Raw genomic sequence first — 23,952 nt, 5'->3', positions numbered from 1 at the left:
TGCGGTAGGATTTAAAAATGAGCAAAAATAAAACTGCTAATATTTAACTATATATTTTTCTTTCCTAGCTTCTATTTTAACACCTTCAAGCTTTAGTAATTTAATTTTGTAATCAATTCCTCCCCCATATCCACCTATCTCTCTATTATTATTTATAACTCTATGACACGGAACAACAATAGGAATAGGATTTTTGTTATTTGCTCCACCAACGGCTCTAAACCCCTTTGGTTTCCCTATTGCCAAAGCTATATCTTTATAAGACTTAACGCTCCCATATGGAATCTTAAATAGCTGTTTCCAGACTCTTTTTTGAAATTCTGTACCATAAAATTCTACTGGCATATCAAACTTTTTTAATTTACCCTTGAGATATGACTTTATCTGCAAACTATATTCCAACTCTTTACCATTATACTCACTAATTTCATCAAAATAAATTCTAAGCCAATTAAAAAAATTTTCTTTCCCTTCTGTCTGTAAACTCAACCTTACTAACCCTTTGCTTGTAAAAGCTAAATATATCTCGCCAAGCAAATCCGAGACAAAACTATAATAATAGACTTTCATTTAAATACCTACCTCTCTCCTTTGACTAAATACCATTGATCCCTTACTAGCTTGTCTAATCTTGGGTTATTCTTAATAGCTCTATTAGATATAACTTTACTAAACCATTTTAACGCCTCTTCTCTATCTCCTAATCTTCTATGTAGTTCTCCAATCAAATAAGCTAATGATAATTCATCAAAAGGAGTCGAAGGAATATCTTCGTTATAATACGCATTTTCAAAAAGTTCTACACTTAATTTTAAAAATCTTTCTTCTTCTGCATTCCCATTCAATCTGTTCATCCAAGCCAGTCTTAAAGTTATATTTCCCAAGTCATAATTTTTAAAGTTTAATAGCTGACCACAGTATAAAGCCAACTTATAACATGTAATTGCTTCATCCACACTTCTCTTTGAAGAAAATTCTCTTTTTATCCATTTATTTGATACATTCTGCTTAATCACTTCAATATCTTTAGATTTTATCTTGTCAAACTTGTCCTCTAATGCAGCATACCCACATTCTGGGCAAACAAATACACTATATTTTAAAGGATTCTCTCCTTTATAATATGTAAAAAAATCAGTATCTCTTTTTTCAACTCTTAGTTTAGAACTTTTAACTTTGCTTGTTGTAAAATCACTTTTACAAACAGGACATTTTACCTTTTTTGTGTATAATTCTTCCATTGTAATCCCTCCGTATATTGCTTATATTGTACTAGGTCGTTTATTGCGATTCATCTGTTTGTCCAGGTCCTACCTTGACAATTTCTTTTCTAGGTTTGTAATAATCGCTAGATATAATCTCTGTCTTTATTTTTTTACCATTCTCATAAATTTCCTTATACGTTTTAACTTTATACCCATATCTTCCTTTTTGTAATATATTTCTTGTTCCTGGTTTTAATTTTTTATCAACTTTTATCTCTACTTCTGGTTTTAATACCTGAATAATCTTAGATTTTATCTTAACCACTCTATTTTTTTTAACCTTTTTACCAAAAATCGTTATTGTTAAATTATTATCTCTAACTTCTGAATGTATATATACAGGATAATCTGTATTATTACTAAATTTAAAATCTAAATAATCATATGCAACAGTTGCATCTAATCCTTTTTCAACATATATCGCCGGTATAGAATGAGGATGTCTCTCCTCTACTTTAAGGTCCGACAATAAAACTGCATTATACAATGTTGTAGAAACTTGACAAACTCCTCCTCCAACACCTGATGTTAAATCTCCATCTAATATTATTTTAGCCTCTTTATACCCTGCATTAGCATCTCTAGGGCCTGTAGTTTCATTAAAAGAAAAAACCTCACCAGGTAAAATAATCTTCCCATTAATACTGCTAGATGCTAATTTAATATTATATTTTCTTCCTGGACTACTGCCTGCAAAAGTAGTAGAAAAACTTCCTAATCTATCTTTTATATGCTTTAGCATATCCTCTGTAATTTTAGGTTTTTCTATATCTACTGGTATTTCCACAGAACCTCCTACTAAAACTGCTCTTACTATTCTACTTTCTAATTCTTCTCTATTAACCTTTCTACCATACACTTCAGGAAATACTTTAAAACCATTCTCACTATAAATTATATAAGCATCTTTACTTTCTACATTTATATCTTTAGAAACTCTAATTATAATATTTCTTAAGTTAATATCATTATACAATAATCCCATTTCTATATTGTGTCCATTAACTCTAGTATATAATATATCTTTAATTCTCTTTATTATAGTACCTTGTCTACCAATCAAAAAAGCCTCATCAACAGCTTTGTAATAATCATAAGCAACACCCAATTCTTTATATTCAATTATATACTTATAATCTTCATAAATTAATTTAATAAATTTATTATTAAGTTTATAACCCAATTCCCTTTCTAGATGTATTATAGCTTCACTTCTGTCCAGTCCTCCTACATCTATATTGTTAATTTTAACACCTTTATATATAGTAGTTATATTCAATGAAATAAATATAAATATAACAAATAATAAAATTAAAGCAATTAATATACTCACAAATACTTTAACAAAATATCTATTTAAACCAGACATAATATGCCCCCTTAGACAGTAATAACATTATCTTAATTCACCTTATTAAATACTATTAATTAATTGCTAATTATATGAAAATTAACTGTCTAAAGAGGCCACTTTATATCACTTTGACCAATATATATTTATAATATCACCATTTTTTAATTTTTGCATCAACTCAGCCTTTTTACCATTTACTTCAAGCTTTAACATACCCATAGGTTTTGATAAATCAAAATCGATGTAATCAAAAATATCGACAAATATAAAACTCTCTTTTTCATAAGAAATAATTTTATCTTCACCATTAATTTTTAATGTAATTGTATTATGACTATTATTTTTTTCAACATCTTTTTCTTTTTTTATTTCAACAGAAATCTCATCATTATTTTTAAGTTCACAATCACTTGATATTTTATTACCATTAATAAATATTTCATTTTCTTCAATGCTTATATTACGTTCCATTAACAACTCAAATAAAGTCTTTATCTCATCATATACAATTTCATCATTTTCATTGATTATAATGTTATCATCAACTCTTCTTCCATTTACAACAACTTTTTTGATTAAATTTATTTTCTCTCCGTTCAAAAATACACATTTATTTATATTCACTAAATCATAAAGTCTTGGCATAGCTTTTTTACCCTTTGTAGCTGCTTCAATAATAATTTCATCTCCACTATCTAATTTATGCTCTAGATTAGCAGGTCTTCTATTGACAAATATCTTTGCAGGCTCTCCAATTTCTCCTTTAATTATCTTTTCTTTACCATTTATAAAGCATTTAAAGTCATCCCCTCTTTTAGGTATAAGATTTCTTGGATTATACCCAATAAGTACAAGCACATCTGATACTTTTATCTTTTTAGAATTCAACAGCTTTACCTTTTTGCCATTTACGATTATTTCTAAGAAATCTTTATATTTACTTTGTATTGCAGTAATAGCTATTCCTATTGGGGTAATTGCATGAGGCCCATTCAATTCTTCTGGTATACCTTCTACATTTTCAATAGAACTTGTATCTCTGATAACAACTCTTTCTTTTGGCAAACCTAAAAAATTAGCAAGCAAATCAGGTAATCTAGGTATATTACTACCTCCTCCTATCAAAAAGACAGCACTAGGAGGTTTATCGTTATATTCTAGTATTCGTTTTGCAATTTCTTTTGCTAAATTTTCAATAGATTCTATTATACTATCTAATATCTCTTCACTTGTAAGTTCATGCTCTATCCCAACTATATCTGTGAATTTATGTTTGGTTTCCCTATTTAAACTTACTTTTAATTTCTCAGCAGTATCATAATCTAGTAAGTAAGTTTTTGCAATTTGTTCCGTAATTTCATCTCCAGCAATAGAAGCCATTGCATATGCTACTATTGTTCCATCTTTTGTAATTGCTATATCTGAAGTCCCAGCCCCAATATCAACAAGAGCAAGATTTAATAACCTAAGATTTTTCTTAATAGCTACATTAATAGCTGCAATCGGTTCTAAAGTAATGTTTATTACTTCTAAATTTACTCTATTCATTACAGTATACAAACTATCTACAACTACATGAGGTAAAAATGTTGCTAACAAATCAACACCTATTTTATTTCCTCTATGCCCTTCCAAGTTTTCTATAAAATTATCATCTAAATAATAATTTACTACTGTGTACCCAACACAATAATATTTAGATTCTTCCATGCTTTTGTTAGACTCTAACAGCTCCTGTGCCTTTTGCACAGCTTCCATTTCTAAACTTTCTATCATTGTTTTATCTATTTCCGTCCCTATTTCTGTATTTCTATCAACCCTTACCCTGTAAGTTTTAAGTGCTCTACCTGCTGCAGCTATTGCAACTTTATCTAATTTTTTACCAACTTTATTTTCTAAACTTTGTTTTACTTCCTTAACTATTTTAGCAACACCATTAATATCATGAATTTGTCCATCATACATGCTTCTTTCTTCATGTTCTCTGATTTCGCTGGCTATAATTTTGAATATTCCTTCATCGTCATAAATTCCTACTAATCCAATAACAGTTCTTGTACCTATATCTAAAGAAAAAATCAATCTTTCTTTGTCTATATTAGAAATCTCATAGGCCACTTGAAACACCCCTTTTATAATTTAACCAATTAAACCTATTCTCCATAAATCCCTATAATTCCTTTTATAACGTCAAAAAAGTCTACATCATTAGTTTAAATGTTGCAAATATAAATACATGATACTATTTATATGAAATCTACATAACTTTTTCATTTAGCAAATTAAAAGGTAGGCATTTCAAAGAATACCTACCTTTTATTATCGCAGAGAACTTTTATTAAGTTATTTTTTATATATTTGTTTCTAAAGATCAAACATTAAGTTTTTATAAATGCTAAGACTTTTATATTTTGCAATACCTGTAATGTTATGTCTTATTCTAAAATCAGCTTTTGCATGAAAATCTGTATATCCTGGTATATTTGTATCATACTGTTTATAAAAAGCTTGTGCAGTCGCATGATGTGTACCAATTGATGTAAGAACTAAATTATCATAATTTACATCACACGCATTTGAAGCTGTAGTTGGATAAATGTTTTCACTTCGAATATCTGCAGGGCTGGTATAATTCAAATTTAATGAAACAAATCCTAAGCTCAAAGCAAAACTAGCATTGATTGTTACTCCTGAATCACTATATCCTATAAATCCCCTTTGAACTCTATCAATATATCCTCTATCACTTACTCCTATCTGTATTGAAATTTCATCAACAGTAAACATATTTATATCCCAATAATACTTATCAAAATATGTATCATGTTGGTATGCATTTAATATTTTTAATTGTGCTTTTGTATAATCTCCAGAGTTTATAACACCATTTACAGGATACTCAAATTCTAAACTCATAGTTATTACATCATCATATGTTGTTCCATTAAATGCATATGATTCTGTATATGTATAGAACTTACTAGAAGTAGCAACTACAGAAAGTGTATTTACTAAATTATGGTTTTCTTCAAACTTTGTAGATACAGGTTCAAACACTTTTGATAACCATAATATTTCCCTACTATCACAAATATCTAGACTCTCTATATTTTTATTAAAATAATTTAATGCCTTAGATAATAACTTTGACTTATCAACATCTATTTCAATAAAAATCAACTGATTATTACTTTTATCCTTTAAATAAATATTAAGTGTTTTTTGGCTATTACTAAATATTTCTTTTATGTAGCCTTGGATGCTATTAAATGACATATGAATTAAATTAAAATTATTTAAAGAATCATTACCAATACCAACTAAAATATCATTAGATTGATAAAACTTTTTCATTTCTAAATTTAATTTAAATTTTTTTCCATAAACACTGCCATCTAATAATAGTAATTTGTCAGTAAATTGGACATTTGTAAATCTAACATCGTTTAAAGATTTTCTCTCTAATTTTCTATTTAATTCCATTTCTGCAATAGAAGATATTTTAGATGTATTTTCAATTATGACTGCTGAATTTTTAATAACTTCACTTTTGCCTAATATTTTTTCTTGTGCAAACACTAAACTATTTGGTATAATTAAAACTAGCATAATGATAAAACATACCATTTTGCGCATTATATTACACTTCCGTATTTTTTTATTTATTTGTAAATATTATACTATAAATATCATATATTGTAAAAAGGTGGTTTTATGAATAAATTTCTCGGAAAACTAATTATTTTTGTCTTATTAATAACTAGTCCTTTTATAATATTTGCTTACAATAAAAGAATTGAAAACATTGAAACTAAAAAAATGAATGAAATTATAAAAGAAGTAAGCAAAAATTCAATAGTATGTGAGAAAATTATTAAGTTATATGAGAAAAGTCCAGACAACACATTTTACAATTTAAGTCCTTCTATTAAAAAAAAAATTCTCAATCTTTATTATGATGAATTTTACAAAAATCAAGTTTTTATTATGTCAGAAATAGAAAAAATGCTTAAAAGTAATCAGAAAAATAGTTATATGATATTAAATAATCTTGGAGATAAAAGTTATAATACTACGTACTCTTATAACATTCCAAAAGGAAATGGGTCATATTATTACTTTAAAGCCCAAAAAGATTTACTAGAGCATATCTTATATGTTTACAACAAATCTGGATACGAAGAAAGAAAAAAATTATTATTACAGTTTTATAGATATTATCTTCCTTTTAATTCAGGGTATCAACGTGCATTAGATGATGTTTTCAATGATTAATTTATTATTATATTGTGTCCTTAATTTTAAACAGCTTCATTCGATTTTACATACAAGAGAAAAAGTCCCTTAATGGGACTTTTCATATATTTGCTCATCTAATTTTTTAATAGCTTCATCACATATTTTTTCTAATTTTTTATATGAATCTCTGATAAAATATCTAGGCTTTTTTTGATAAAATGAATCTTCTTCATAAAAGTCCATAAGTGTTGTATATAATCTAATACTCGCTATTTTCTTCAACACTTGTCTATCATAATCGGAAAACCCCTCTTCACTTAAAACAAATGATCGTCTTAATTTATATATATATTCTTTTAACTCATAAATATCAAAATCAAAATTGCTATTTAACTCTCTAGCAAATTCCAACGACCGATTACACAGACTCAATTTTCTTCCAATATCCTTTAAAGTTTGTATTACGTATCTTCTGTCTTTAAGTTTTTCTTCATCTACCTTAACCAATTTATCTTCTAATTCAGATAAAATAATATTAACTGTTTCTGCAGTACCAGAATTACTTAATTTCAAAAACCTATCAATCTTTTTTTGTTTATCAAACAATGCACTCAACAAATTAATATTAAGTAAAATAGATATGCATAATAAAACAGGCAAGCTTTTATTAATAAATTCTTTTATTCTCATATAATTGTTCATCCCCCTACTCCTGACTTTTCAGGTAAATTAAAGTATGGCTTATTATAATATGATACAAAATTCATACTTTCCTATTTCCATCTTTATTAAATAATTTTTTTAAATGAAGCTCTGTAAGCGGAATTGCTAATATAATTAAAACGAGACTGACAATAGTTGAAATTATTGCACTAATTTTAGGATTTACAGTTTTATAAATAACAAAACTAATTATAGTAGAAATAACTCCCAAAACTATTAGCATTTTTGCACTATATCTATTTCCTTCTTCCCAAGTTTCTTTATTCTTCATAGATAAATATGTTCTATATCCAGATATAAAATTGATTTTTTTAGGTGGAAAAATTTTAAGTATTATACCTACGATAACCATTGAAACCCCTGTAATAATATTAAAAAACAGAGTCATTTTAACCACCTCACTATATTAAAAACTATTTATATTTATTATTTACTTGTTCAAGTATAATAGTTTTAGGGAAAAATCCATATTTTTTATAAAATGATAAAACTTCTTCATTTCCAACACTTACTCCTATACATATTGATTTCACATTATTTAAGTCCATCCAATCTAGTGCATTTCTCATAAACTCATTACCAATTCCAAGTTTTCTATAGTCTGGTTCAATATATAATGATTCAATTTCCCCTATGTTTCTATCATTTATCGTACTAATGCAATAACCAATATTTACATTTTTCTCTACATCTCTTGCAATCTCAACTTTCATAAATCCTTTTTTAGCTTTATCTATTAGTCCTTTTTTTCTAACTTCAAATGTAAATTTTGAAAATTTTTCCGAGAAGTATTTTGAACTATTCTCATGATGCTTATTTAACTTCTCCCATAGAAATCCAATACTATCTAATAAATCTTCATTGCCAGATATATACTCAATTTTTTTCATTTTTTACCTCCATATTTTTAAATTTTTGTTTTGATAAATTTATATTATTTCTATTCATTTTTATATAAACCTTAAAACAATATCCCTTCCATCTAATTCATCTTCTAACTGATTCGTAAATGAAATAATAAAATCTTTCTTCTTTTTTAAAATTTCTTTTGCTGTTGATGTTTTTAATTTAAGCATTTTTCTATTACAAAAATCAATTTCAAAATTTCTTACTCTATCTAATAGCTGGTCAAAAAAGAATGGAGAATTATTATCAACTCGATTAGCAGCCATAAATATCGAAAGCACACCAATTTCGTCTAATATATCCGCATCTTTTAACACTTTACAGCAAAAATCATCTTCATACTTGTCTTTATCTGAATGAGTTTCAATCATATAAAGAAGTTTTTCAATATCTTTTATCTGAGAAGATACTTTATAATTCTCATCTAACCAACATTTAACTATTTCTGCTCCAACTTTGGCATGTTGCTGCCTATCATCAAATCTACCGATATCATGAAGAACAGCAGCAGTTCGCAATAACTCGATTTCCTTACCACTTATTTTTTGTTTTTCACCTTTAAGAATTTTCATTACATATGATTCAACTCGAAATGAATGGTATACAACAAACTCCCACCCTTTTCTCCAAGGATAATTAGTTTCATTTGTGCATCCTTTTTCTCTCAAATATGTAACAAGGAATTTTCGTGCTTCACTTAAGACAATACTCTCCATATATTTCTTCTCCTTCCTTGAACAATATTTTATCTTATATACTTATATATCTATAAGCTTTATTTATCTTATCAAAGTTAATTTAATTATCATCATTTAGCTTTAGCATACTATCTCCCCTCTTTGAATAGAGGTATTGTCAAAAGTTTAGAGCAAATTTGACACCCAAACATTGAAATTTTAATGATTATATAGGTTTGGTTGTCTCCCCCCTCTGGATATACTTTATATGAATTACAACATGGCAAACCTCCTAAACCTATCAATCGCAGAAAGAAAATTAATTACCTTAAAGATACTAAATGCCCTTATTGTGGTGCTCCTGAAGAGTATATCTATGCCAATAATGGCTCGAAAGGTCAATGCTTGTGTAAAGTTTGTAAAAATACTTTCATATTAGGTTCTAAATCGAATAAGAAAACTATAAACAAATGTCCTTACTGTGGTCATACTTTAGAAAAAACTAAAGATAGAAATTCTTTTGTAATTTACAAATGTAAGAATGATAATTGTAAATATTATCAAAACAAATTAAACTCGTTAACTAAAGAAGAAAAAGAAATATATAAAAGTAATCCTGATAAATCCAAACTCAGATATATCTATAGAGAATTTAAGTTTTCTTTAGATTCTCTTAATCCTAATACTCCTAATAGACCTAAAATTGATTTAACTAAAGCCCATAATCCTTTAAATATTGTAGGGCTAATTATGACTTTTTATGTGAACTTTGGTCTATCGTCTAGAACTGTATCTAAAATAATGGATGAAGTATTTAACATTAAAGTATCACATCAAACAGTATTAAATTATGCTCAGGCTGCCGCCTATTGTTTATCTGGCTTTACTAAAGATCACATTAAAGATTTATCATCAAAATTATGTGGTGATGAAACATACATAAAAATCAAAGGTAAATGGAGATATATATTTTTTATACTAAATCCAGTAAAGAAAATATTAATATCAAGTTTAGTATCTAAAAAACGTGATACTTTAGCTGCCTGTACGGCAGTAAAACAAGTAATAGACTGTTTTAAAGAAATACCAAAAGATTTAACATTTATCTTCGACGGCAACCCAATTTACTTATTAGCTAAACTATTTTTCTTTAAGCGTCTAACGTTTTGAGCATTATAGATGCGCTATGTATCTTATAGCATATCTATAATGCTATGTTAGATGTTGTAAATGCTTAAATAAGATTTGCAATAGTATGTAATATTGAGCTGGTTATTATGTCCTTAGTTTTATATGCTATATATCCCAAAGTAATACTAATCGGCATAATAAAAAATATACTCATTATTACTCCTTTTAAATCTAAACCAAGTACTATTATTCTTTGGGGTATATGTATAACTGAAAATATTAAAGCTGTTAAGAGTAGTCCTCGTAATTTCCCAAATTTATAAATTAATCTATTTTGTGCATATCCTCTCCATAAGATTTCTTCTCCAATTCCTACAATTAAAAAATACATTAAATTATAAATCGTAATGTTTATTTCTTTATTTCCATATAGTTTTAATTTCATTAAATAATATACTGCAATCAACAAAACACCTAGAATTAATGATTTCAAAAAATTTTCTGATGTTATTCCGATAGTATTTATTCTTTCTCCGTTATAGAATATATTAATTAACATAGGTAATAAAATTAATAGCTGTGCAAATAACATAAACACAATTTTATTATTTTTATATACTTCACTAAAATAGTTCTTTATTATTATCAAATATATTGTTGAAAGTACCATATACATAAATATAACTATTGAAAATATAATAAAATAATTCTTTTTATAATTTATTTTTGTTTTATTGTCATTAAATTTTATTAATTTACAATATAAAAGTACTATAAAAATGATAGTAATCATAATTAATGTTTGTTTAATAAAATTCATACGGTCATTCCCCCTTTTGCTTTATGACATCTAACGTCCTTACGCCTCACGATGTCCTGCACTCTTTTAGTAGGATATCGTGAAGCGTATGTTATGTGCTGTTTTCTACTCCGGCGATTTATAAACTTTATCTTCTCCTGGAAAAACTTCTAGTGACATATATCCTTCATAATTTATTTCTTTTAACTTTTCCATAATAGTTTCCCAATTTATTATTCCTTTCCACAAGGTAACCAATGATTATCTTTTTTTCCATTATTATCAGATATATGTAAAGCTATGACTCTATCCTTATACTTGTCTAATAAATAGGAATTATTTTTACTCCATAAATTTGCATGAGATGAATCATAACACAAGCCCAAATACGGTGAATTTATACTTTCTAATATCTCCTCAACAAATTCATCTTTTCTTGTATTTTCTATTGCAATTTTTACTTTATATTTTTCTGCCTCTGAAACAATTTTTTCTAGACTATATAATCCATACTCATTAACACTTTTTAAGTCATACCCTCTCGTTAAATGCATTACTATCATTGGAATTTTATATTTATTACAACCACGAATCCATCTTAAATGTTTATCAACAATATCTTTACGTTCAATCTTGTCATTACTCCAAAGTAAATTACACTCATAATACGGCACATGAAGATTTTCAATATTAATATCTATATTTCTAATTTTATTTAATTGCTCTTCTCCATCTTTTGAAAATAATTCTTCTTCCCACCATAACATTGTAGAATCAAATCCTATATTCTTTATCATATTAATACAATCTACTAGGGGTAGATCATATCCAAACCAACTAAATACTCCTAATTTTATTTTGTTTTTCATGACAACCTCCACCTGATAAATCTGAATATTTCTGTATTTTTAGTAGTAAGACCCAAGACCCCTGCTCTAAACAATCAAAAAATTGCACATAACTCTAGTATTCGCGAACTTTAGTTCGCTTTTTAGTATAATATAGTAGGATTTACGGATATAGGTTCGTAAATATTTACTTAATGTATGTATTTATACGATTATTTATCCTCCATGCCCCCATCTCCTTTCAATTCTTAAGTAAACTATCTGTTTAATACAGTGATTTTGACTTAACAATATCTAATAAATTTCTCCATTTATTAACAAATTCCTCCAAAAATTTAATTTAATTTTTGATTAATTTAAAAAACAACAAAAATGAAATAAGAGGCATTGAGAACACTTACAAAACCTAGTTATTCTCTATGCCTCAAACATATAAAATATTTTAATTAATTTTTTTATAATAAAGGCAATATCGTGTTAATGGACAAATCTCGCATTTTGGTTTTCTTGCTTTACATACTCTTCTTCCATGATATATGAGCCAATGATGAGCATCTGACCAAAGCCTTCGTGGTATATTTCTCATTAAGTCTCTTTCTGTATCGTAAACATTATCACTTGAAGCTAAACCAATCCTATTAGATACTCTGAAAACATGAGTATCTACTGCTATAGCATCTTTTCCAAATGCATTACTTAATACAACATTAGCTGTTTTTCTACCAACTCCCGGCAATTTCACCAGCTCTTCTCTACTATCTGGAACCTCTCCATTATACTCTTTTATCAAAATCTCACAAGCTTTTAGTATATTCTTGCTTTTATTTCTATAAAAACCACAACTTTTTATCATCTCACCTAATTCTTCTTCAGTCAGTTTGATATAATCTTCTGGACTTTTATATTTCTTAAATAGTTCTTCTGTAACTTGATTAACTCTTTTATCAGTACATTGAGCTGCCAATATAGTAGCAATTAATAATTCAAATGCATTTGAGTAGTTTAACTCAGATTTTGCATTTGGATAAAGCTCTTGTAATATTTTTAAAACTTCCTTTATTTCTCCCTTAGTTAATCCTCTTTTCATACGCGAATCTTCCTTACGTCATTTTTTTGTATTTCTTCGGTCTTTAACTCATTACAAAAGATACTACAAAATTTCAATATCATAATTTGTAATCTCTACCCTGCCATCATTTTCTATAAAATTTATTACATTTGAAATTATACTGTTTGCATGTGAAGTATCATTTGTAACACATGCAAATCCTACAACAGATTTTCTCCAAGTGTCATTTAAATCAATTTCAGCTATTGAAACATTATACCTAGACTGTATTTTGCCTATAAGACTTTTTATTACATGTCTCTTTTCCTTCAATGAATTAGCTTCATATATAAACAAATCTATTTTGCAAGTTCCTACAATCATAAAACCACCTCAAAATCATCTTTAGTTTTACAGTTCCAATACAGGAAACTAGGAAACAATAGAACCTCCTTTGTTTCTTTTTTTGTAATAAAATATACATAAAAGGTGCAAAAAATTTGCACCTTTTTATTAGAGTAATCTCATTTCCTTTCCAACTTTTTCAAACGCTGCAACTGCTCTGTCTAATTGTTCTTCAGTATGTCCAGCAGTTACCATACATCTTACCCTACCAGTTCCTTTAGGTACAGTTGGATATACTATACCTGATACGAAAACTCCATTTTCAAATAACTTTCTACTAAATTCCATTGTTTTAGCTTCATCTCCAATTATTACAGGAGTTATTGGAGTTTCGCTATTTCCTGTATTAAATCCTAATTGGCCAAGTTTTTCTTTGAAGTATCTTGCATTTTTCCATAATCTATCGGTGTATTCTGTAGTTTCCATAAGCATTTTAATAGCTTCAATTATAGCTCCTACTGCTGCTGGTGGTAAAGAAGTACTGAACAATATTGGTCTTCCTCTATGATTTAACCATTCTTGCATTGTCTTGCTTCCTGCAACATAACCACCAATAACACCAATAGCTTTTGATAATGTACCAACACTGAAATCTACTCTACCATGTAATCCAAAATGGTCAACAGTTCCTCTACCACTTTCACCTAAAACTCCTGAACCATGAGCATCATCAACATAAGTCATAGCGCCATATTTTTCAGCAAGTTCTACTATTTCAGGAAGTTTAGCTATATCTCCATCCATACTGAATACTCCATCAGTAATAATTAAAATATTTCTATATTTATCTCTGTTTTCTTTTAAAACTTTTTCTAGACTATCCATATCTGAATGTTTATATACAACTCTATCAGCCTTACTTAATCTACAACCATCTATAATACTTGCATGGTTCAATTCATCAGATACTATTAAGTCGCCTTTTTCAGTGATAGCTTGGATTGTACCTGCATTACAATTGAATCCAGACTGGAATACCATAGCTGCTTCTTCTCTTTTGAATTTAGCAAGTAATTCCTCTAACTCCTCATGTAAATCCATATTACCTATTATAGTTCTTACTGCTCCTGCTCCAACACCATATTTCTCAACTGCTTCAATTGCAGCTTTCTTAAGTCTTGGATGATTTGCAAAACCTAAATAGTTATTAGAAGAAAGATTTATAACTCTTTTACCATTAAGTATTACCTCTGCTTCATTTGGTCCTTCTAATATCGGTAATTTTCTATAAACTCCTTGATCTTTTAGCTCTTGAATTTTTTCTTTCAAGAATGTTAACTCATGCACATTACTCATATTTTTACCTCCTCAAATAAAAATTATTTATTAGGATACAATACTACCTTTCCGCAATTACCACTCTTCATTAACTCCATACCCTTTTCAAACTCTTCTAATGGCAATTTATGAGTAATTATAGGTTCAAGATTTAAATTGCCTGAAGCAAGTAATCCTTTTACTTGATGCCATGTGTCATACATTCTTCTACCAACTATACCTTGTATTGTTATTCCTTTGAATATAATATCATTTGCTAAATCAAGCTCAACATTTTTAGCAGGAATTCCAAGTAATGACATTCTACCACCCAACTTGATGTATTTAAATGCCTGTTGTATTGCCTTAACGTTACCAGACATTTCTGCAACAACATCTACTCCATATCCCGAAGTCTCTTCTAATACTCTCTCGACAACGTTTTCCTTGATTGGATTTACAACAACGTCAGCTCCCATTTTCTTAGCTAATTCTATTCTGTATTCATTTACTTCAATAGCTATCACTTTTGAAGCACTTGCAGCTTTTGCAACAGCTACTGCCATTAATCCTATTGGACCACAACCTACAACTGCAATACTCTTTCCAACAATCTCACCAGCTAATACAGTATGTACTGCATTGCCTAATGGTTCTTGTATTGATAGTAATTCTACAGGAACATCTTTATCATTTACCCAAGCATTACTTTCAGGTATTGCTACATATTCTGCAAATGTACCATCAGTATCAACACCTAATATTTTAGTATTTACACAAATATGTGCATTACCTGTTGTGCAAAGAGGGCAAACTCCACACACAATATGAGTCTCAGCTGAAACTATATCTCCAACTTTTACAGATTTTACATTACTACCAACCTCTACAACTTCACCTGCAAATTCATGTCCCATTACTCTCGGTGGTTTAATCCTTTTTTGTGACCATTCATCCCAGCTATAAATATGATAATCAGTACCACATATAGAAGTTGCTAAAACTTTAACCAAAACATCATTAGGTCCTATTTTAGGTATATCTTTTTCTGCAAGTATTGCCCCAACACCAGGTTTATCCTTTAACACAACTTTCATTTTACCGTTCATATACTTGACCTCCCTAAAAATAATATATTAAATCAAAATATATAACCAATATTAATATACCACATTTAAAGCCATTTTTCCTTCATTGACAAATATTTTTAATATTTTGTCATATTTTTAACATAATTAATCTATTGCCTGTCAAAATAGTCAATAAGTTTACATATCTCTTCTTTGACCTCTATTGATTTTTCTTTTTCTAAGTGTGATAATAATATTCTTTTTCCTAGTTTCCTATCTATTTTCATTAATGCCCATGCTGAATACTCCCTAATCATTGGATTTGAATCTTCTAAAGCTTTATTTAATAACTCTATAGCTCTTTTATCTCTTAAGTTCCCTAACGCTATAATACAATTCCTTTTTAAAATATTTTTACCTCTCCAGCTTCCAGTTATATGACCGTATTTCTTCTTAAATTCTTTGTTTGATAAATTAAATATTTCAACAATATCTAAATACCCACCTGTTACTTTTGGAATAAACTCTTCAGTTTTACCTTTCTTAGCATTCTTATTCTTCGGACAAACTAATTGACAAGTATCACACCCATAGATTTTGTTATTCATTTTGTCTCTTAATTCATATGGAATTTTCTCTTTTGTTTGTGTAAGATATGAAATACACTTTTTAGGATTTAATACGTAGGCATCTTCTAGTGCTTTTGTTGGACAAGCATCTAGGCAAAGTCTGCAATCCCCACACTTACTAATAGATTCACTATCAACTTCAATCTCAAGATTAGTTATAATATACCCAATAAAAATAAAAGAACCATATTCATCATTTATTATCAAGCAGTTTTTACCATACCAGCCTATTCCTGCTCTTTTAGCTATTTCTTTATCTACTAGAGAACCAGTATCTACAAAAATTTTATACTCTACATCTTTAATCTCTTTAATATGATTAATTAATAATTCTAATTTTCTATATAATACATTATGATAATCTATCCCCCATGAAGATTTAGAAAGTCTACCTTTCAAAATATTCTTTGTATCAATATTATTTTTAAAATCAATATTATATGAAAGACCGGCAGCAATTATCGTTTTAGCTGACGGCATAATTTCTTTAGGATCAATCCTTAATTTTATATCTTCTTGCTCAAATTCTGCTATATATCCTTTCTGTTTCCTAAGTATTAAATACTCCTTTATTTCATAAAATGGCTCTGCACTGCAAAAACCTATTATATCTAGTCCAACTTCTATTGCTTTTTCTTTTACAAACTTTTTTAAATCCATTGTACTCATCCTTTAATCAGTTATTCCATCGCCATCTTTAGGATACTCTACTGCTAATGTGGTAGCACCTTTAATAGGCCATATCTTCGTTACTGCTTTTCCAACAATATTTTTTATTGGTACAAATCCAAAAGTTCTACTGTCATTACTATTATTTCGGTTATCTCCTAGAACAAAAACATATCCTTTAGGTACAATCCCCTGTAGAATATTATAATCTCTTTCTATATATTTTTCATCACTAATATATTCTTCCATCAATAGTTCATCATTTATATATACATGATTACCTACAATTTTAAACTTATCTCCTTCTATAGCAATAACTCTTTTAATAAATAATTCATCTCTTCGTTTTTTTAATGGTGGTTTAAAAATAATTATATCTCCACGTAAAGGTTTTTTATAGATATATGATAACTTATTGATTAGCAACCTGTCATTATCGTTAATTGTATATAGCATAGATTCTCCTTTTACCAGAGTAATGCCTATTATATACTTCTCAATCAAAATAGTTATTACTAATGTAATAAATATGATTTTTAAACAATTGATAAAAATATCAATTTTGTTTTTATTAATCATAATATCACTTCCTGTTACTTTTATTTTTCAGCAACTTTAAATACTATTTTAAAGTTTTGCCTATTCTTGGTTATATTATAATTTGAACTTTTTTAATAATGTTTAATTATTGTTAATCGAAAATGTATAGACCCTTTTAAACAATATTCGAATAGCTTGAAAAAGATTCAATTTAATTTAATCTCTACTCTCCAATAACAGTTCTAAAGATTATCATAAGTATTAATCCAATAATAAATCCATATGTAGCCAACATTTCATTATTATTACAATGACTTTCTGGTATTAGTTCATGTGATACTACATAAAACATAGCTCCCGCAGCTATTGAAAGTATAAAGGGCAATAATTTATCTGTTAATCTTGCAGCAAAAAAACCTATTATGGCAGCAATAGGCTCTCCTATTCCTGTTAAAAAAGAAAAAAGAAGTGCTTTACCTCTCGGATATCCACCTTCGATTAATGGTGCAGCTACTACTAGTCCTTCTGGAATGTTTTGAACTCCTATGGCTAATGCTAAACTTAAACCTGTACTTATATTGCCAGTTCCATATCCAACTCCTATGGCAAAACCTTCTGGTATGTTGTGAATAGCAACTGCTATTGCTAAAAGTACATTTTTTTTAAGTACACTATTATCATTTTTTTTATAGTTTTTTGTATGTATATGAGGTATGAAATGTTCTATAAAAGTCAATATTATCGTACCTATTATTATGCCTCCAATAACACTTAACAAGTTGCCATTTTTCAAAGCTGGCTGTATTAAATTAAATGAACTTGCAAATACCATAATCCCACCAGCAAAGCCTAAAAGCCCATCCTTTAAAGCTTGTGGAACTTTTTTTATAAATAAAAAAGGTAATGCTCCTACTCCAGTGCATAAACCCACCAATATACTCACTAATATTCCTTGCACTCAAAATCCCTCCTGTTAATCATATATATATTATCTATATACATTGGTGGGTTTATTCATGTATGTTAGGCATACAACTTTTCTAAATATTATCAAGCTTATAAACTGTATCTCTATCTACTTATTTATTTCAACTTTATTGATAGTTAATGTATATTAAAACTTATTGTTGAAAAAAATAAGAACAAAATCTTCGATTTAAATAGATTAAGGAAGATTTTGCCCTAATCCATTATGGAAATTATATTTAAAATTATCCACAAATTAATACAGTTTATAATTTCCTATGGATTATAAAAAAATAAATTAAGGGGAATTAATATGCAACAAAATCATCTTCTTGAATTACATGTTTTACTGTTTATATTTGTGGGTATCTTAGTCGGTTTTATTAGTAGGTGGTGGATGCTCAGAGGAGATGTAAGGCAATACCCTACTTTTCCAAATGGATATTTAATTCATTTAACAACAGGTTTTATAGCAGCAGCTATTGGAGCAGTTGCTTATCCAGCTCTATTAGGAAAAAACTATGTTGCTGTAACTTTTTTAGCCTTAGCTATACAGCAATTTAGAGATATTAGAAAAATGGAAAAAGAAACGCTTCATTCACTCGAAAGAGATAGTTATGCTCCTAGAGGTGAATCTTACATAGATGGCATAGCTAAAACCTTTGAGTCTAGGAATTATATTGTTATGATTGTTTCTCTCACAACTACAGTATCTGCATTCATGATAAGAAAATTTATTAAAACAAATTCCGTAATATTAATTCTTGCAGCAATAATTGGCTTTATTATTGCAAGTCTTCTTAAACAGTACACTAAAGGACATACATTAAAGGATATTATTACTATAGAAGAGGCCCCTCTTGAATTTAAAGATGGAGCAAATTTATATGTTGGAGATATTTTCATAATGAATGTTGGTTTATCTGCTACTAGAGAGAGGATATTAAAAAATGGGATTGGAGTTATATTAAAACCTAAAGGTGATAATGAAAAAATAATATTAAATCATCAAGGGCAAAGAACAGCCATTATTCATGAATGTTCTAGATTACTTGGACTTGAAAGATATGTAGCTACTAGAAGAAATTTTGATACGGGAGAATTAGCTTTAGTTATCGTTCCCATTGTTAAAGATATAGATAAGTTAAAAGAAATTATTCTTAATGTTCCTATACTTGAAATGAATAAAAAAAGACAAGAAAAAACTAAATAAAATCAAAGGAGAGTTCAGTTTAAATGAAAGAAAGTCAAACAAGAAGTATATTAGCCGTTGTTACTCTAGATAAAAATTTAGTAATTCACTCAAGTGCTCCTACTTTTTTAGCCAAAGATAAAAAATCTCAAGAAAAAATAGCTTCTGAACTAGGTAGAGTATTAGCTGGTAATGTTTATGGTCTAGCTAACGGAGTTATTATAATAACCCAGGAATAAAATTCCTCGAGCATGAAGCCCGAGGAATGCTAATTAAATATTGTTTACATTTAAAACTCTCATTGCATTTAATACTGCTATTAAAGCAACACCTACATCTGCAAATACTGCCGCCCACATCGTTGCATATCCTAATGCACCTAAAAGTAATACTATTCCTTTGACACCTAATGAAAATACAATGTTTTGCCATACTATCTTTCTAGTTCTTTTTGCAATCTTAATTGCAGTAACAAGTTTTGATGGCTCATCAGTCATAAGCACTACATCTGCTGCTTCAATAGCTGCATCTGAACCTAATCCTCCCATAGCTACTCCTATATCAGCTCTTGCAAGAACTGGTGCATCATTTATACCATCCCCAACAAATATTAGCTTACCTTTAGTTTGTCTCTCTCTTTCCAACATTTCAACCATTTCTACTTTATGTTGAGGCAAAAGCTCTGCATAAACCTTATCTAATCCTAACTTCTTACCTACACTATCAGCTACTTTTTTATTATCTCCAGTAAGCATTACAGTTTTATTTACGCCAATAGCTTTTAATTCTCTTATAGCTTTTTCAGAATCCTCTTTTATTTCATCTGAAATAATAATATAACCTGCATATTTTTTATCTATTACTACATGAACAATAGTTCCAACTGCATCAACATTTTCATAGTCAATGTTCTCTTTTTTCATCAGCTTATCATTTCCTGCAAGTACAACTTTACCTTTTACAACTGCTTTAATTCCATATCCAGATATCTCATCATAACTTTCTATATAATCCTTATTTATTTCCTTTCCATATTCCTTTAAAATCGAAACTGCAATAGGATGATTAGAATAACTTTCTGCATATGCAGCAAATTCCAATAACTGCTCTCTAGAAATTCCATTCTTTACTTTTATTTCTGTAACTTTAAATACGCCTTTAGTTAAAGTACCTGTTTTATCGAATACTACGGTATCTATATTGTTTAAAGCTTCAAGGTAGTTCCCACCTTTTACAAGAATTCCTCTTTTAGACGCTCCTCCTATACCTCCAAAGAATCCCAATGGTATAGATACGACTAAAGCACAAGGACACGATATTACTAAAAATACAAGTGATCTATAAATCCATTCTGAAAATTTAGCACCTTCAATTACAAGTGGAGGAATAATGGCTAAAGCTAAAGCACCAAACACTATTACAGGTGTATAATATCTTGCAAATTTTGTTATAAAGTTCTCAGTTGGAGCTTTTTTACTACTTGCATTTTGTACTAAATCAAGTATTTTAGATACAGTAGACTCTCCAAATTCCTTAGTTACTTTAATAGATAAAAGACCATTCTTATTAATGAAACCACCTAATATTTCGTCTCCAACATTAACTTCTCTCGGTACAGATTCACCTGTTAATGCAGATGTGTCTACCATAGATTTACCTTCTACAACTATTCCATCTAGTGGAACTTTTTCACCAGGCTTTACTACAATTATATCTCCAATATTAACTTCATCTGGTGATACTTTCTTTATATCTTCTCCAACTTTAAGATTCGCATAATCTGGTCTAATATCCATAAGCTCTGCAATAGATTTTCTAGAACGATTAACAGCTAGATCCTGCATAAATTCTCCAACTTGATAAAACAGCATAACTGCTACACCTTCTGGAAACTCTCCTACTAAAAAAGCTCCTATTGTTGCTACAGCCATTAAAAAGTTTTCATCAAATACTTGACCTCTTAATATATTTTTACCTGCTCTTAATAATATTTCTCCTCCTATTAATATATAACTTATAAAAAATAGAATAAACTCAATCCAAAATGAAAATTTAAAAATTATAGCAATACCAAAAAAAGCCGCTCCTGTTAATAATCTTATAAGCTCTTTTTTATTATCTCCTTCTGCATGAGAATGACTATGTCCATGTTCATGAATGTGTCCATTATGTTTTTTATCATTTTTACTTTCATCAATTACATCTACTTCTGGTTCTATTTTCTTTATTATTTCTATCGCTTCTTTTGTTATTCTATCCAAATCTTTTTTATTAGCTTCAATAATTAATTTTCCAGAAGCAAAATCTACATAGGCATTTTTTACTCCCTTTATTTCTTTTACCTTAGATTCAATTTTAGCCAAGCAGCTAGCACACATAAGCCCCATCAAGACTAATGCCTTTTTTGACACTTTTTCTATAATTTTTTCTCTAACAATTACATGAGGTTCAAATTTTTTTACAATATCCTTCGTTTCTAAAATAACCGATTCTATTTTATTTTCATCAAATAATTCAATAGTTAAAGTTTTAGTAACAAAATTTAGATTAGCAGCCTTAACATCAGCTAATTCATTTACTTTTGATTCTATTTTTGCTGCACAATTCGCACAATTTAATCCTTCTAATACCAGCTCTTTGCGAATTCTTTTGCTCATTTAAACACCCCTTTATATAACTTTATATATGAACAACTATTCATATGTTCATCTATATACTATTATATATCCTTTTTTTCGAAAATACAACTATGTTTTTTGATATCTTCTCTATCTCTCGATACCCCTATATCTCTATGTATTAATATACTTTTATTGAAACAACAATGGGTGAAGTGTTCATCTAACACTTCACCCATATACTAAAATAACCACCTTTCTAATATACCTTGACTTTTCCAAAATCAATTCCTGTCATACCATATTTCTTTACTATATCTACAAATCTTTCCGATACAAATATAGGAGTCTCATCTTCTTTTAATCTAAAAAAATATCTAATCCTTTTACCGGCTCTGCCTTTAATGCATATTTTATAACCGAAATGTATTTTCTATTTTCATCTATTTCAAATATATCATATACTGAATTATCTAAATCTAATGCTTCTACTAAATTACATACATTTACTACAAAATAATTGCTTAGTTTCGTATAGTCGGTTTAGCTAAAATTTTAAAATAATATTAAGTTAAGAAAAAACAAATATAAAATGTTTATTCTTGGTTTTCAACTTCCACTAAATACCCTATAAACTCTTCATGTAAAGCAATATCTTCTTTTAAAGATTTTTTTGTATCTGCATTGATAATATCTATGTTAAATTTATCAGTTAATTCATCTCCTCCATCAAACATAACTAATATTGAATGAATAACTCCTTCTATTATATCGTTTATAACTACTTTAAAAGCATTTTTATTATCAGTCTTTAATAATGATTTTAATACCTTGTATTCCTCTTCACACTCAGACGGTACTAAATCTACAACTTCATTTAATCTTTTTACTGAATTATTAACCCAATAATCTTTAATATCTTTTAACCTTTCAAATAATATTCTTTGCTCTTCCACACTGTTCCCTCCCTTTATTTATTAAACCAATATCTATTATATTTTCTATCAATTCTTCTAGCAAAATCAATTATTTCTTGTATAGTTGGAGTTCTACCTAATGCCTTATCCCATTTTCTCCACTCATTTGTAATTTTTAAGTGAATTTTAGTGCTTACACCTCTTAAATATCGAACTTCATGAATATTAATTCTTGCCTTTTTCATAATCAACTCGTACTTTTGTGGTAAAATATGATGAACCTAATATCCTTTAGGTAAATCAGGAAACTTCTCTAAAAATAATTTTCTATAATTATTTTTATTAGCAATTCTCTCCGTCACCTTAGCAAACAACTGCAAATTAATATTAAATAACCTTTTAGAAGTCCTTCCTATATCATCTAGTCCATTCTTAACAAATTTTACTGCATCATCTCCAATTTCCCCTATTCCTGTTGCTTCTGGTACTAACATCCCTACTCCATCTAATACCGCTGCTAAATAGTCTTTTTCTGCTAAGTCCATTGCTATGAATTGCATGTCCATTTGTGTGTCTGGTGATGATGCTATTGCTGTAGCCCATAACATTAATACTATTATCGGATTATGTCCTTCTGGGTCTGTGTATTTAATTGGATTACCTTTGCAGTAAGTGTATAGGTTTAGGCTAAGGGGGTTT

Annotated in this window: 28 protein-coding genes and 2 pseudogenes; 4 read left to right on the top strand and 26 right to left on the bottom strand. The window is 28.4% G+C overall.

All coding sequences use genetic code 11. The annotated features are described in order from the left end of the window. Positions 1–36 precede the first annotated feature (36 nt). The 5 genes from AB4Y15_RS04810 to AB4Y15_RS04790 all read right to left on the bottom strand — a co-directional run bounded on the left by AB4Y15_RS04810 (position 37) and on the right by AB4Y15_RS04790 (position 6,228). Positions 37–570 carry a methylated-DNA--[protein]-cysteine S-methyltransferase gene (locus tag AB4Y15_RS04810; RefSeq protein ID WP_427338788.1) on the bottom strand — a complete coding sequence of 178 codons (534 nt, stop codon included), beginning with the start codon at positions 568–570 and terminating at the stop codon, positions 37–39. 8 nt (positions 571–578) lie between these two features. Continuing rightward, on the bottom strand, positions 579–1,241 hold the full coding sequence (locus tag AB4Y15_RS04805; protein ID WP_427338787.1) for a DUF2225 domain-containing protein: 663 nt from the start codon (positions 1,239–1,241) through the stop codon (positions 579–581). Positions 1,242–1,281: 40 nt separating this feature from the next. Then, positions 1,282–2,634 (bottom strand): VanW family protein, encoded by a 1,353-nt coding sequence (locus AB4Y15_RS04800; protein ID WP_427338786.1) that lies wholly within the window; start codon positions 2,632–2,634, stop codon positions 1,282–1,284. A gap of 108 nt (positions 2,635–2,742) precedes the next feature. Beyond that, the gene (locus AB4Y15_RS04795) at positions 2,743–4,737 is read right to left on the bottom strand and encodes a cell division protein FtsA (RefSeq protein WP_427338785.1); all 1,995 of its coding nucleotides are present in this window, start codon (positions 4,735–4,737) and stop codon (positions 2,743–2,745) included. 246 nt (positions 4,738–4,983) lie between these two features. Next, positions 4,984–6,228, bottom strand: coding sequence for a hypothetical protein (locus AB4Y15_RS04790; RefSeq protein ID WP_427338784.1), 1,245 nt, complete (start codon positions 6,226–6,228; stop codon positions 4,984–4,986). Positions 6,229–6,333: 105 nt separating this feature from the next. Here AB4Y15_RS04790 and AB4Y15_RS04785 point away from each other — a divergent pair, with 105 nt between their 5' ends. Continuing rightward, complete coding sequence (locus AB4Y15_RS04785) at positions 6,334–6,894, top strand: hypothetical protein (protein ID WP_427338783.1); 561 nt, start codon at positions 6,334–6,336, stop codon at positions 6,892–6,894. Positions 6,895–6,963: 69 nt separating this feature from the next. Here the strand turns inward: AB4Y15_RS04785 and AB4Y15_RS04780 are convergent, their stop codons facing one another. From AB4Y15_RS04780 to AB4Y15_RS04765, 4 genes are all read right to left on the bottom strand, one after another. After that, positions 6,964–7,560 (bottom strand): hypothetical protein, encoded by a 597-nt coding sequence (locus AB4Y15_RS04780; RefSeq protein ID WP_427338782.1) that lies wholly within the window; start codon positions 7,558–7,560, stop codon positions 6,964–6,966. Between the two features lie 61 nt (positions 7,561–7,621). After that, positions 7,622–7,969 carry an SdpI family protein gene (locus tag AB4Y15_RS04775; protein ID WP_427338781.1) on the bottom strand — a complete coding sequence of 116 codons (348 nt, stop codon included), beginning with the start codon at positions 7,967–7,969 and terminating at the stop codon, positions 7,622–7,624. Positions 7,970–7,994: 25 nt separating this feature from the next. Beyond that, positions 7,995–8,471, bottom strand: coding sequence for a GNAT family N-acetyltransferase (locus AB4Y15_RS04770; protein ID WP_427338780.1), 477 nt, complete (start codon positions 8,469–8,471; stop codon positions 7,995–7,997). A gap of 60 nt (positions 8,472–8,531) precedes the next feature. Further along, positions 8,532–9,203 (bottom strand): HD domain-containing protein, encoded by a 672-nt coding sequence (locus AB4Y15_RS04765; protein ID WP_427338779.1) that lies wholly within the window; start codon positions 9,201–9,203, stop codon positions 8,532–8,534. A gap of 201 nt (positions 9,204–9,404) precedes the next feature. Here AB4Y15_RS04765 and AB4Y15_RS04760 point away from each other — a divergent pair, with 201 nt between their 5' ends. Further along, positions 9,405–10,334, top strand: coding sequence for a DDE-type integrase/transposase/recombinase (locus AB4Y15_RS04760; RefSeq protein ID WP_427338778.1), 930 nt, complete (start codon positions 9,405–9,407; stop codon positions 10,332–10,334). A gap of 64 nt (positions 10,335–10,398) precedes the next feature. Here the strand turns inward: AB4Y15_RS04760 and AB4Y15_RS04755 are convergent, their stop codons facing one another. The 9 genes from AB4Y15_RS04755 to AB4Y15_RS04715 form a co-directional block, all read right to left on the bottom strand. Further along, entirely contained in the window at positions 10,399–11,115 is a 717-nt protein-coding gene (locus AB4Y15_RS04755) for a CPBP family intramembrane glutamic endopeptidase (protein WP_427338777.1), read from the bottom strand. Positions 11,116–11,327: 212 nt separating this feature from the next. Continuing rightward, the gene (locus AB4Y15_RS04750; RefSeq protein ID WP_427338776.1) at positions 11,328–11,963 is read right to left on the bottom strand and encodes a sugar phosphate isomerase/epimerase family protein; all 636 of its coding nucleotides are present in this window, start codon (positions 11,961–11,963) and stop codon (positions 11,328–11,330) included. 421 nt (positions 11,964–12,384) lie between these two features. Continuing rightward, the gene (gene nth, locus AB4Y15_RS04745; protein ID WP_427338775.1) at positions 12,385–13,029 is read right to left on the bottom strand and encodes an endonuclease III; all 645 of its coding nucleotides are present in this window, start codon (positions 13,027–13,029) and stop codon (positions 12,385–12,387) included. 63 nt (positions 13,030–13,092) lie between these two features. Next, positions 13,093–13,374, bottom strand: a complete 282-nt coding sequence (locus AB4Y15_RS04740) for a DUF503 domain-containing protein (protein WP_427338774.1) — start codon at positions 13,372–13,374, stop codon at positions 13,093–13,095. A gap of 129 nt (positions 13,375–13,503) precedes the next feature. Beyond that, on the bottom strand, positions 13,504–14,691 hold the full coding sequence (locus AB4Y15_RS04735; RefSeq protein ID WP_427338773.1) for a glycine C-acetyltransferase: 1,188 nt from the start codon (positions 14,689–14,691) through the stop codon (positions 13,504–13,506). Positions 14,692–14,714: 23 nt separating this feature from the next. Further along, positions 14,715–15,761 (bottom strand): L-threonine 3-dehydrogenase, encoded by a 1,047-nt coding sequence (gene tdh / locus AB4Y15_RS04730; RefSeq protein ID WP_427338772.1) that lies wholly within the window; start codon positions 15,759–15,761, stop codon positions 14,715–14,717. A gap of 131 nt (positions 15,762–15,892) precedes the next feature. Next, positions 15,893–17,011 (bottom strand): tRNA epoxyqueuosine(34) reductase QueG, encoded by a 1,119-nt coding sequence (gene queG, locus AB4Y15_RS04725; protein WP_427338771.1) that lies wholly within the window; start codon positions 17,009–17,011, stop codon positions 15,893–15,895. Between the two features lie 12 nt (positions 17,012–17,023). Then, positions 17,024–17,599, bottom strand: coding sequence for a signal peptidase I (gene lepB, locus AB4Y15_RS04720; protein WP_427338770.1), 576 nt, complete (start codon positions 17,597–17,599; stop codon positions 17,024–17,026). 184 nt (positions 17,600–17,783) lie between these two features. After that, positions 17,784–18,518, bottom strand: coding sequence for a ZIP family metal transporter (locus tag AB4Y15_RS04715; protein WP_427338769.1), 735 nt, complete (start codon positions 18,516–18,518; stop codon positions 17,784–17,786). Between the two features lie 321 nt (positions 18,519–18,839). Between AB4Y15_RS04715 and AB4Y15_RS04710 the strand changes: the two genes are divergently transcribed. Together AB4Y15_RS04710 and AB4Y15_RS04705 are read left to right on the top strand one after the other, a co-directional pair. Further along, a complete protein-coding gene (locus tag AB4Y15_RS04710) occupies positions 18,840–19,739 on the top strand; it encodes a YIEGIA family protein (RefSeq protein ID WP_427338768.1) in 900 nt (299 codons plus the stop codon). A 23-nt stretch (positions 19,740–19,762) separates the two neighbouring features. Further along, positions 19,763–19,957, top strand: a complete 195-nt coding sequence (locus AB4Y15_RS04705) for a capping complex subunit for YIEGIA (RefSeq protein ID WP_427338767.1) — start codon at positions 19,763–19,765, stop codon at positions 19,955–19,957. A 33-nt stretch (positions 19,958–19,990) separates the two neighbouring features. Here the strand turns inward: AB4Y15_RS04705 and AB4Y15_RS04700 are convergent, their stop codons facing one another. The 8 genes and pseudogenes from AB4Y15_RS04700 to AB4Y15_RS04665 form a co-directional block, all read right to left on the bottom strand. Then, entirely contained in the window at positions 19,991–22,129 is a 2,139-nt protein-coding gene (locus AB4Y15_RS04700) for a heavy metal translocating P-type ATPase (RefSeq protein WP_427339020.1), read from the bottom strand. A gap of 48 nt (positions 22,130–22,177) precedes the next feature. After that, a pseudogene (locus AB4Y15_RS04695) lies at positions 22,178–22,375 on the bottom strand (cation transporter); the annotation flags it as partial. Positions 22,376–22,437: 62 nt separating this feature from the next. Continuing rightward, positions 22,438–22,575, bottom strand: a complete 138-nt coding sequence (locus AB4Y15_RS04690; RefSeq protein WP_427338766.1) for a hypothetical protein — start codon at positions 22,573–22,575, stop codon at positions 22,438–22,440. A 20-nt stretch (positions 22,576–22,595) separates the two neighbouring features. Next, positions 22,596–22,718: an imm11 family protein gene (locus AB4Y15_RS04685; RefSeq protein WP_427339019.1), complete on the bottom strand. Its 123-nt coding sequence runs from the start codon at positions 22,716–22,718 to the stop codon at positions 22,596–22,598. Continuing rightward, positions 22,697–22,861, bottom strand: a pseudogene (locus AB4Y15_RS04680) (imm11 family protein); the annotation flags it as partial. The gene AB4Y15_RS04685 and the pseudogene AB4Y15_RS04680, both read right to left, overlap by 22 nt. Before the next feature lie 71 nt (positions 22,862–22,932). Continuing rightward, positions 22,933–23,292 (bottom strand): hypothetical protein, encoded by a 360-nt coding sequence (locus AB4Y15_RS04675; protein WP_427338764.1) that lies wholly within the window; start codon positions 23,290–23,292, stop codon positions 22,933–22,935. A 14-nt stretch (positions 23,293–23,306) separates the two neighbouring features. Further along, positions 23,307–23,498: a hypothetical protein gene (locus tag AB4Y15_RS04670; protein ID WP_427338763.1), complete on the bottom strand. Its 192-nt coding sequence runs from the start codon at positions 23,496–23,498 to the stop codon at positions 23,307–23,309. 36 nt (positions 23,499–23,534) lie between these two features. After that, on the bottom strand, positions 23,535–23,952 hold a 418-nt coding region (locus AB4Y15_RS04665; protein WP_427338762.1), incomplete at its 5' end, for an RHS repeat-associated core domain-containing protein.

The organism is Caloranaerobacter longqiensis, assembly GCF_050286925.1.
GTDB lineage: Bacteria > Bacillota > Clostridia > Tissierellales > Thermohalobacteraceae > Caloranaerobacter.
This window is presented reverse-complemented; position numbering and strand designations above follow the sequence as displayed.

Excerpts from the sequence above, each read along its gene's own strand:
- AB4Y15_RS04800 (WP_427338786.1), bottom strand. The coding sequence starts at position 2,634 with ATGTCTGGTTTAAATAGATATTTTGTTAAAGTATTTGTGAGTATATTA.
- AB4Y15_RS04740 (WP_427338774.1), bottom strand. The coding sequence starts at position 13,374 with ATGATTGTAGGAACTTGCAAAATAGATTTGTTTATATATGAAGCTAAT.
- AB4Y15_RS04710 (WP_427338768.1), top strand. The coding sequence starts at position 18,840 with ATGCAACAAAATCATCTTCTTGAATTACATGTTTTACTGTTTATATTT.
- AB4Y15_RS04785 (WP_427338783.1), top strand. The coding sequence starts at position 6,334 with ATGAATAAATTTCTCGGAAAACTAATTATTTTTGTCTTATTAATAACT.
- nth (WP_427338775.1), bottom strand. The coding sequence starts at position 13,029 with ATGAAAAGAGGATTAACTAAGGGAGAAATAAAGGAAGTTTTAAAAATA.
- AB4Y15_RS04690 (WP_427338766.1), bottom strand. The coding sequence starts at position 22,575 with ATGGGTGAAGTGTTAGATGAACACTTCACCCATTGTTGTTTCAATAAA.
- AB4Y15_RS04735 (WP_427338773.1), bottom strand. The coding sequence starts at position 14,691 with ATGAGTAATGTGCATGAGTTAACATTCTTGAAAGAAAAAATTCAAGAG.
- lepB (WP_427338770.1), bottom strand. The coding sequence starts at position 17,599 with ATGATTAATAAAAACAAAATTGATATTTTTATCAATTGTTTAAAAATC.
- queG (WP_427338771.1), bottom strand. The coding sequence starts at position 17,011 with ATGGATTTAAAAAAGTTTGTAAAAGAAAAAGCAATAGAAGTTGGACTA.
- AB4Y15_RS04670 (WP_427338763.1), bottom strand. The coding sequence starts at position 23,498 with ATGAAAAAGGCAAGAATTAATATTCATGAAGTTCGATATTTAAGAGGT.
- AB4Y15_RS04705 (WP_427338767.1), top strand. The coding sequence starts at position 19,763 with ATGAAAGAAAGTCAAACAAGAAGTATATTAGCCGTTGTTACTCTAGAT.
- AB4Y15_RS04750 (WP_427338776.1), bottom strand. The coding sequence starts at position 11,963 with ATGAAAAACAAAATAAAATTAGGAGTATTTAGTTGGTTTGGATATGAT.
- AB4Y15_RS04805 (WP_427338787.1), bottom strand. The coding sequence starts at position 1,241 with ATGGAAGAATTATACACAAAAAAGGTAAAATGTCCTGTTTGTAAAAGT.
- AB4Y15_RS04765 (WP_427338779.1), bottom strand. The coding sequence starts at position 9,203 with ATGGAGAGTATTGTCTTAAGTGAAGCACGAAAATTCCTTGTTACATAT.
- AB4Y15_RS04780 (WP_427338782.1), bottom strand. The coding sequence starts at position 7,560 with ATGAACAATTATATGAGAATAAAAGAATTTATTAATAAAAGCTTGCCT.
- AB4Y15_RS04810 (WP_427338788.1), bottom strand. The coding sequence starts at position 570 with ATGAAAGTCTATTATTATAGTTTTGTCTCGGATTTGCTTGGCGAGATA.
- AB4Y15_RS04770 (WP_427338780.1), bottom strand. The coding sequence starts at position 8,471 with ATGAAAAAAATTGAGTATATATCTGGCAATGAAGATTTATTAGATAGT.
- AB4Y15_RS04775 (WP_427338781.1), bottom strand. The coding sequence starts at position 7,969 with ATGACTCTGTTTTTTAATATTATTACAGGGGTTTCAATGGTTATCGTA.
- AB4Y15_RS04755 (WP_427338777.1), bottom strand. The coding sequence starts at position 11,115 with ATGAATTTTATTAAACAAACATTAATTATGATTACTATCATTTTTATA.
- AB4Y15_RS04790 (WP_427338784.1), bottom strand. The coding sequence starts at position 6,228 with ATGCTAGTTTTAATTATACCAAATAGTTTAGTGTTTGCACAAGAAAAA.
- tdh (WP_427338772.1), bottom strand. The coding sequence starts at position 15,761 with ATGAACGGTAAAATGAAAGTTGTGTTAAAGGATAAACCTGGTGTTGGG.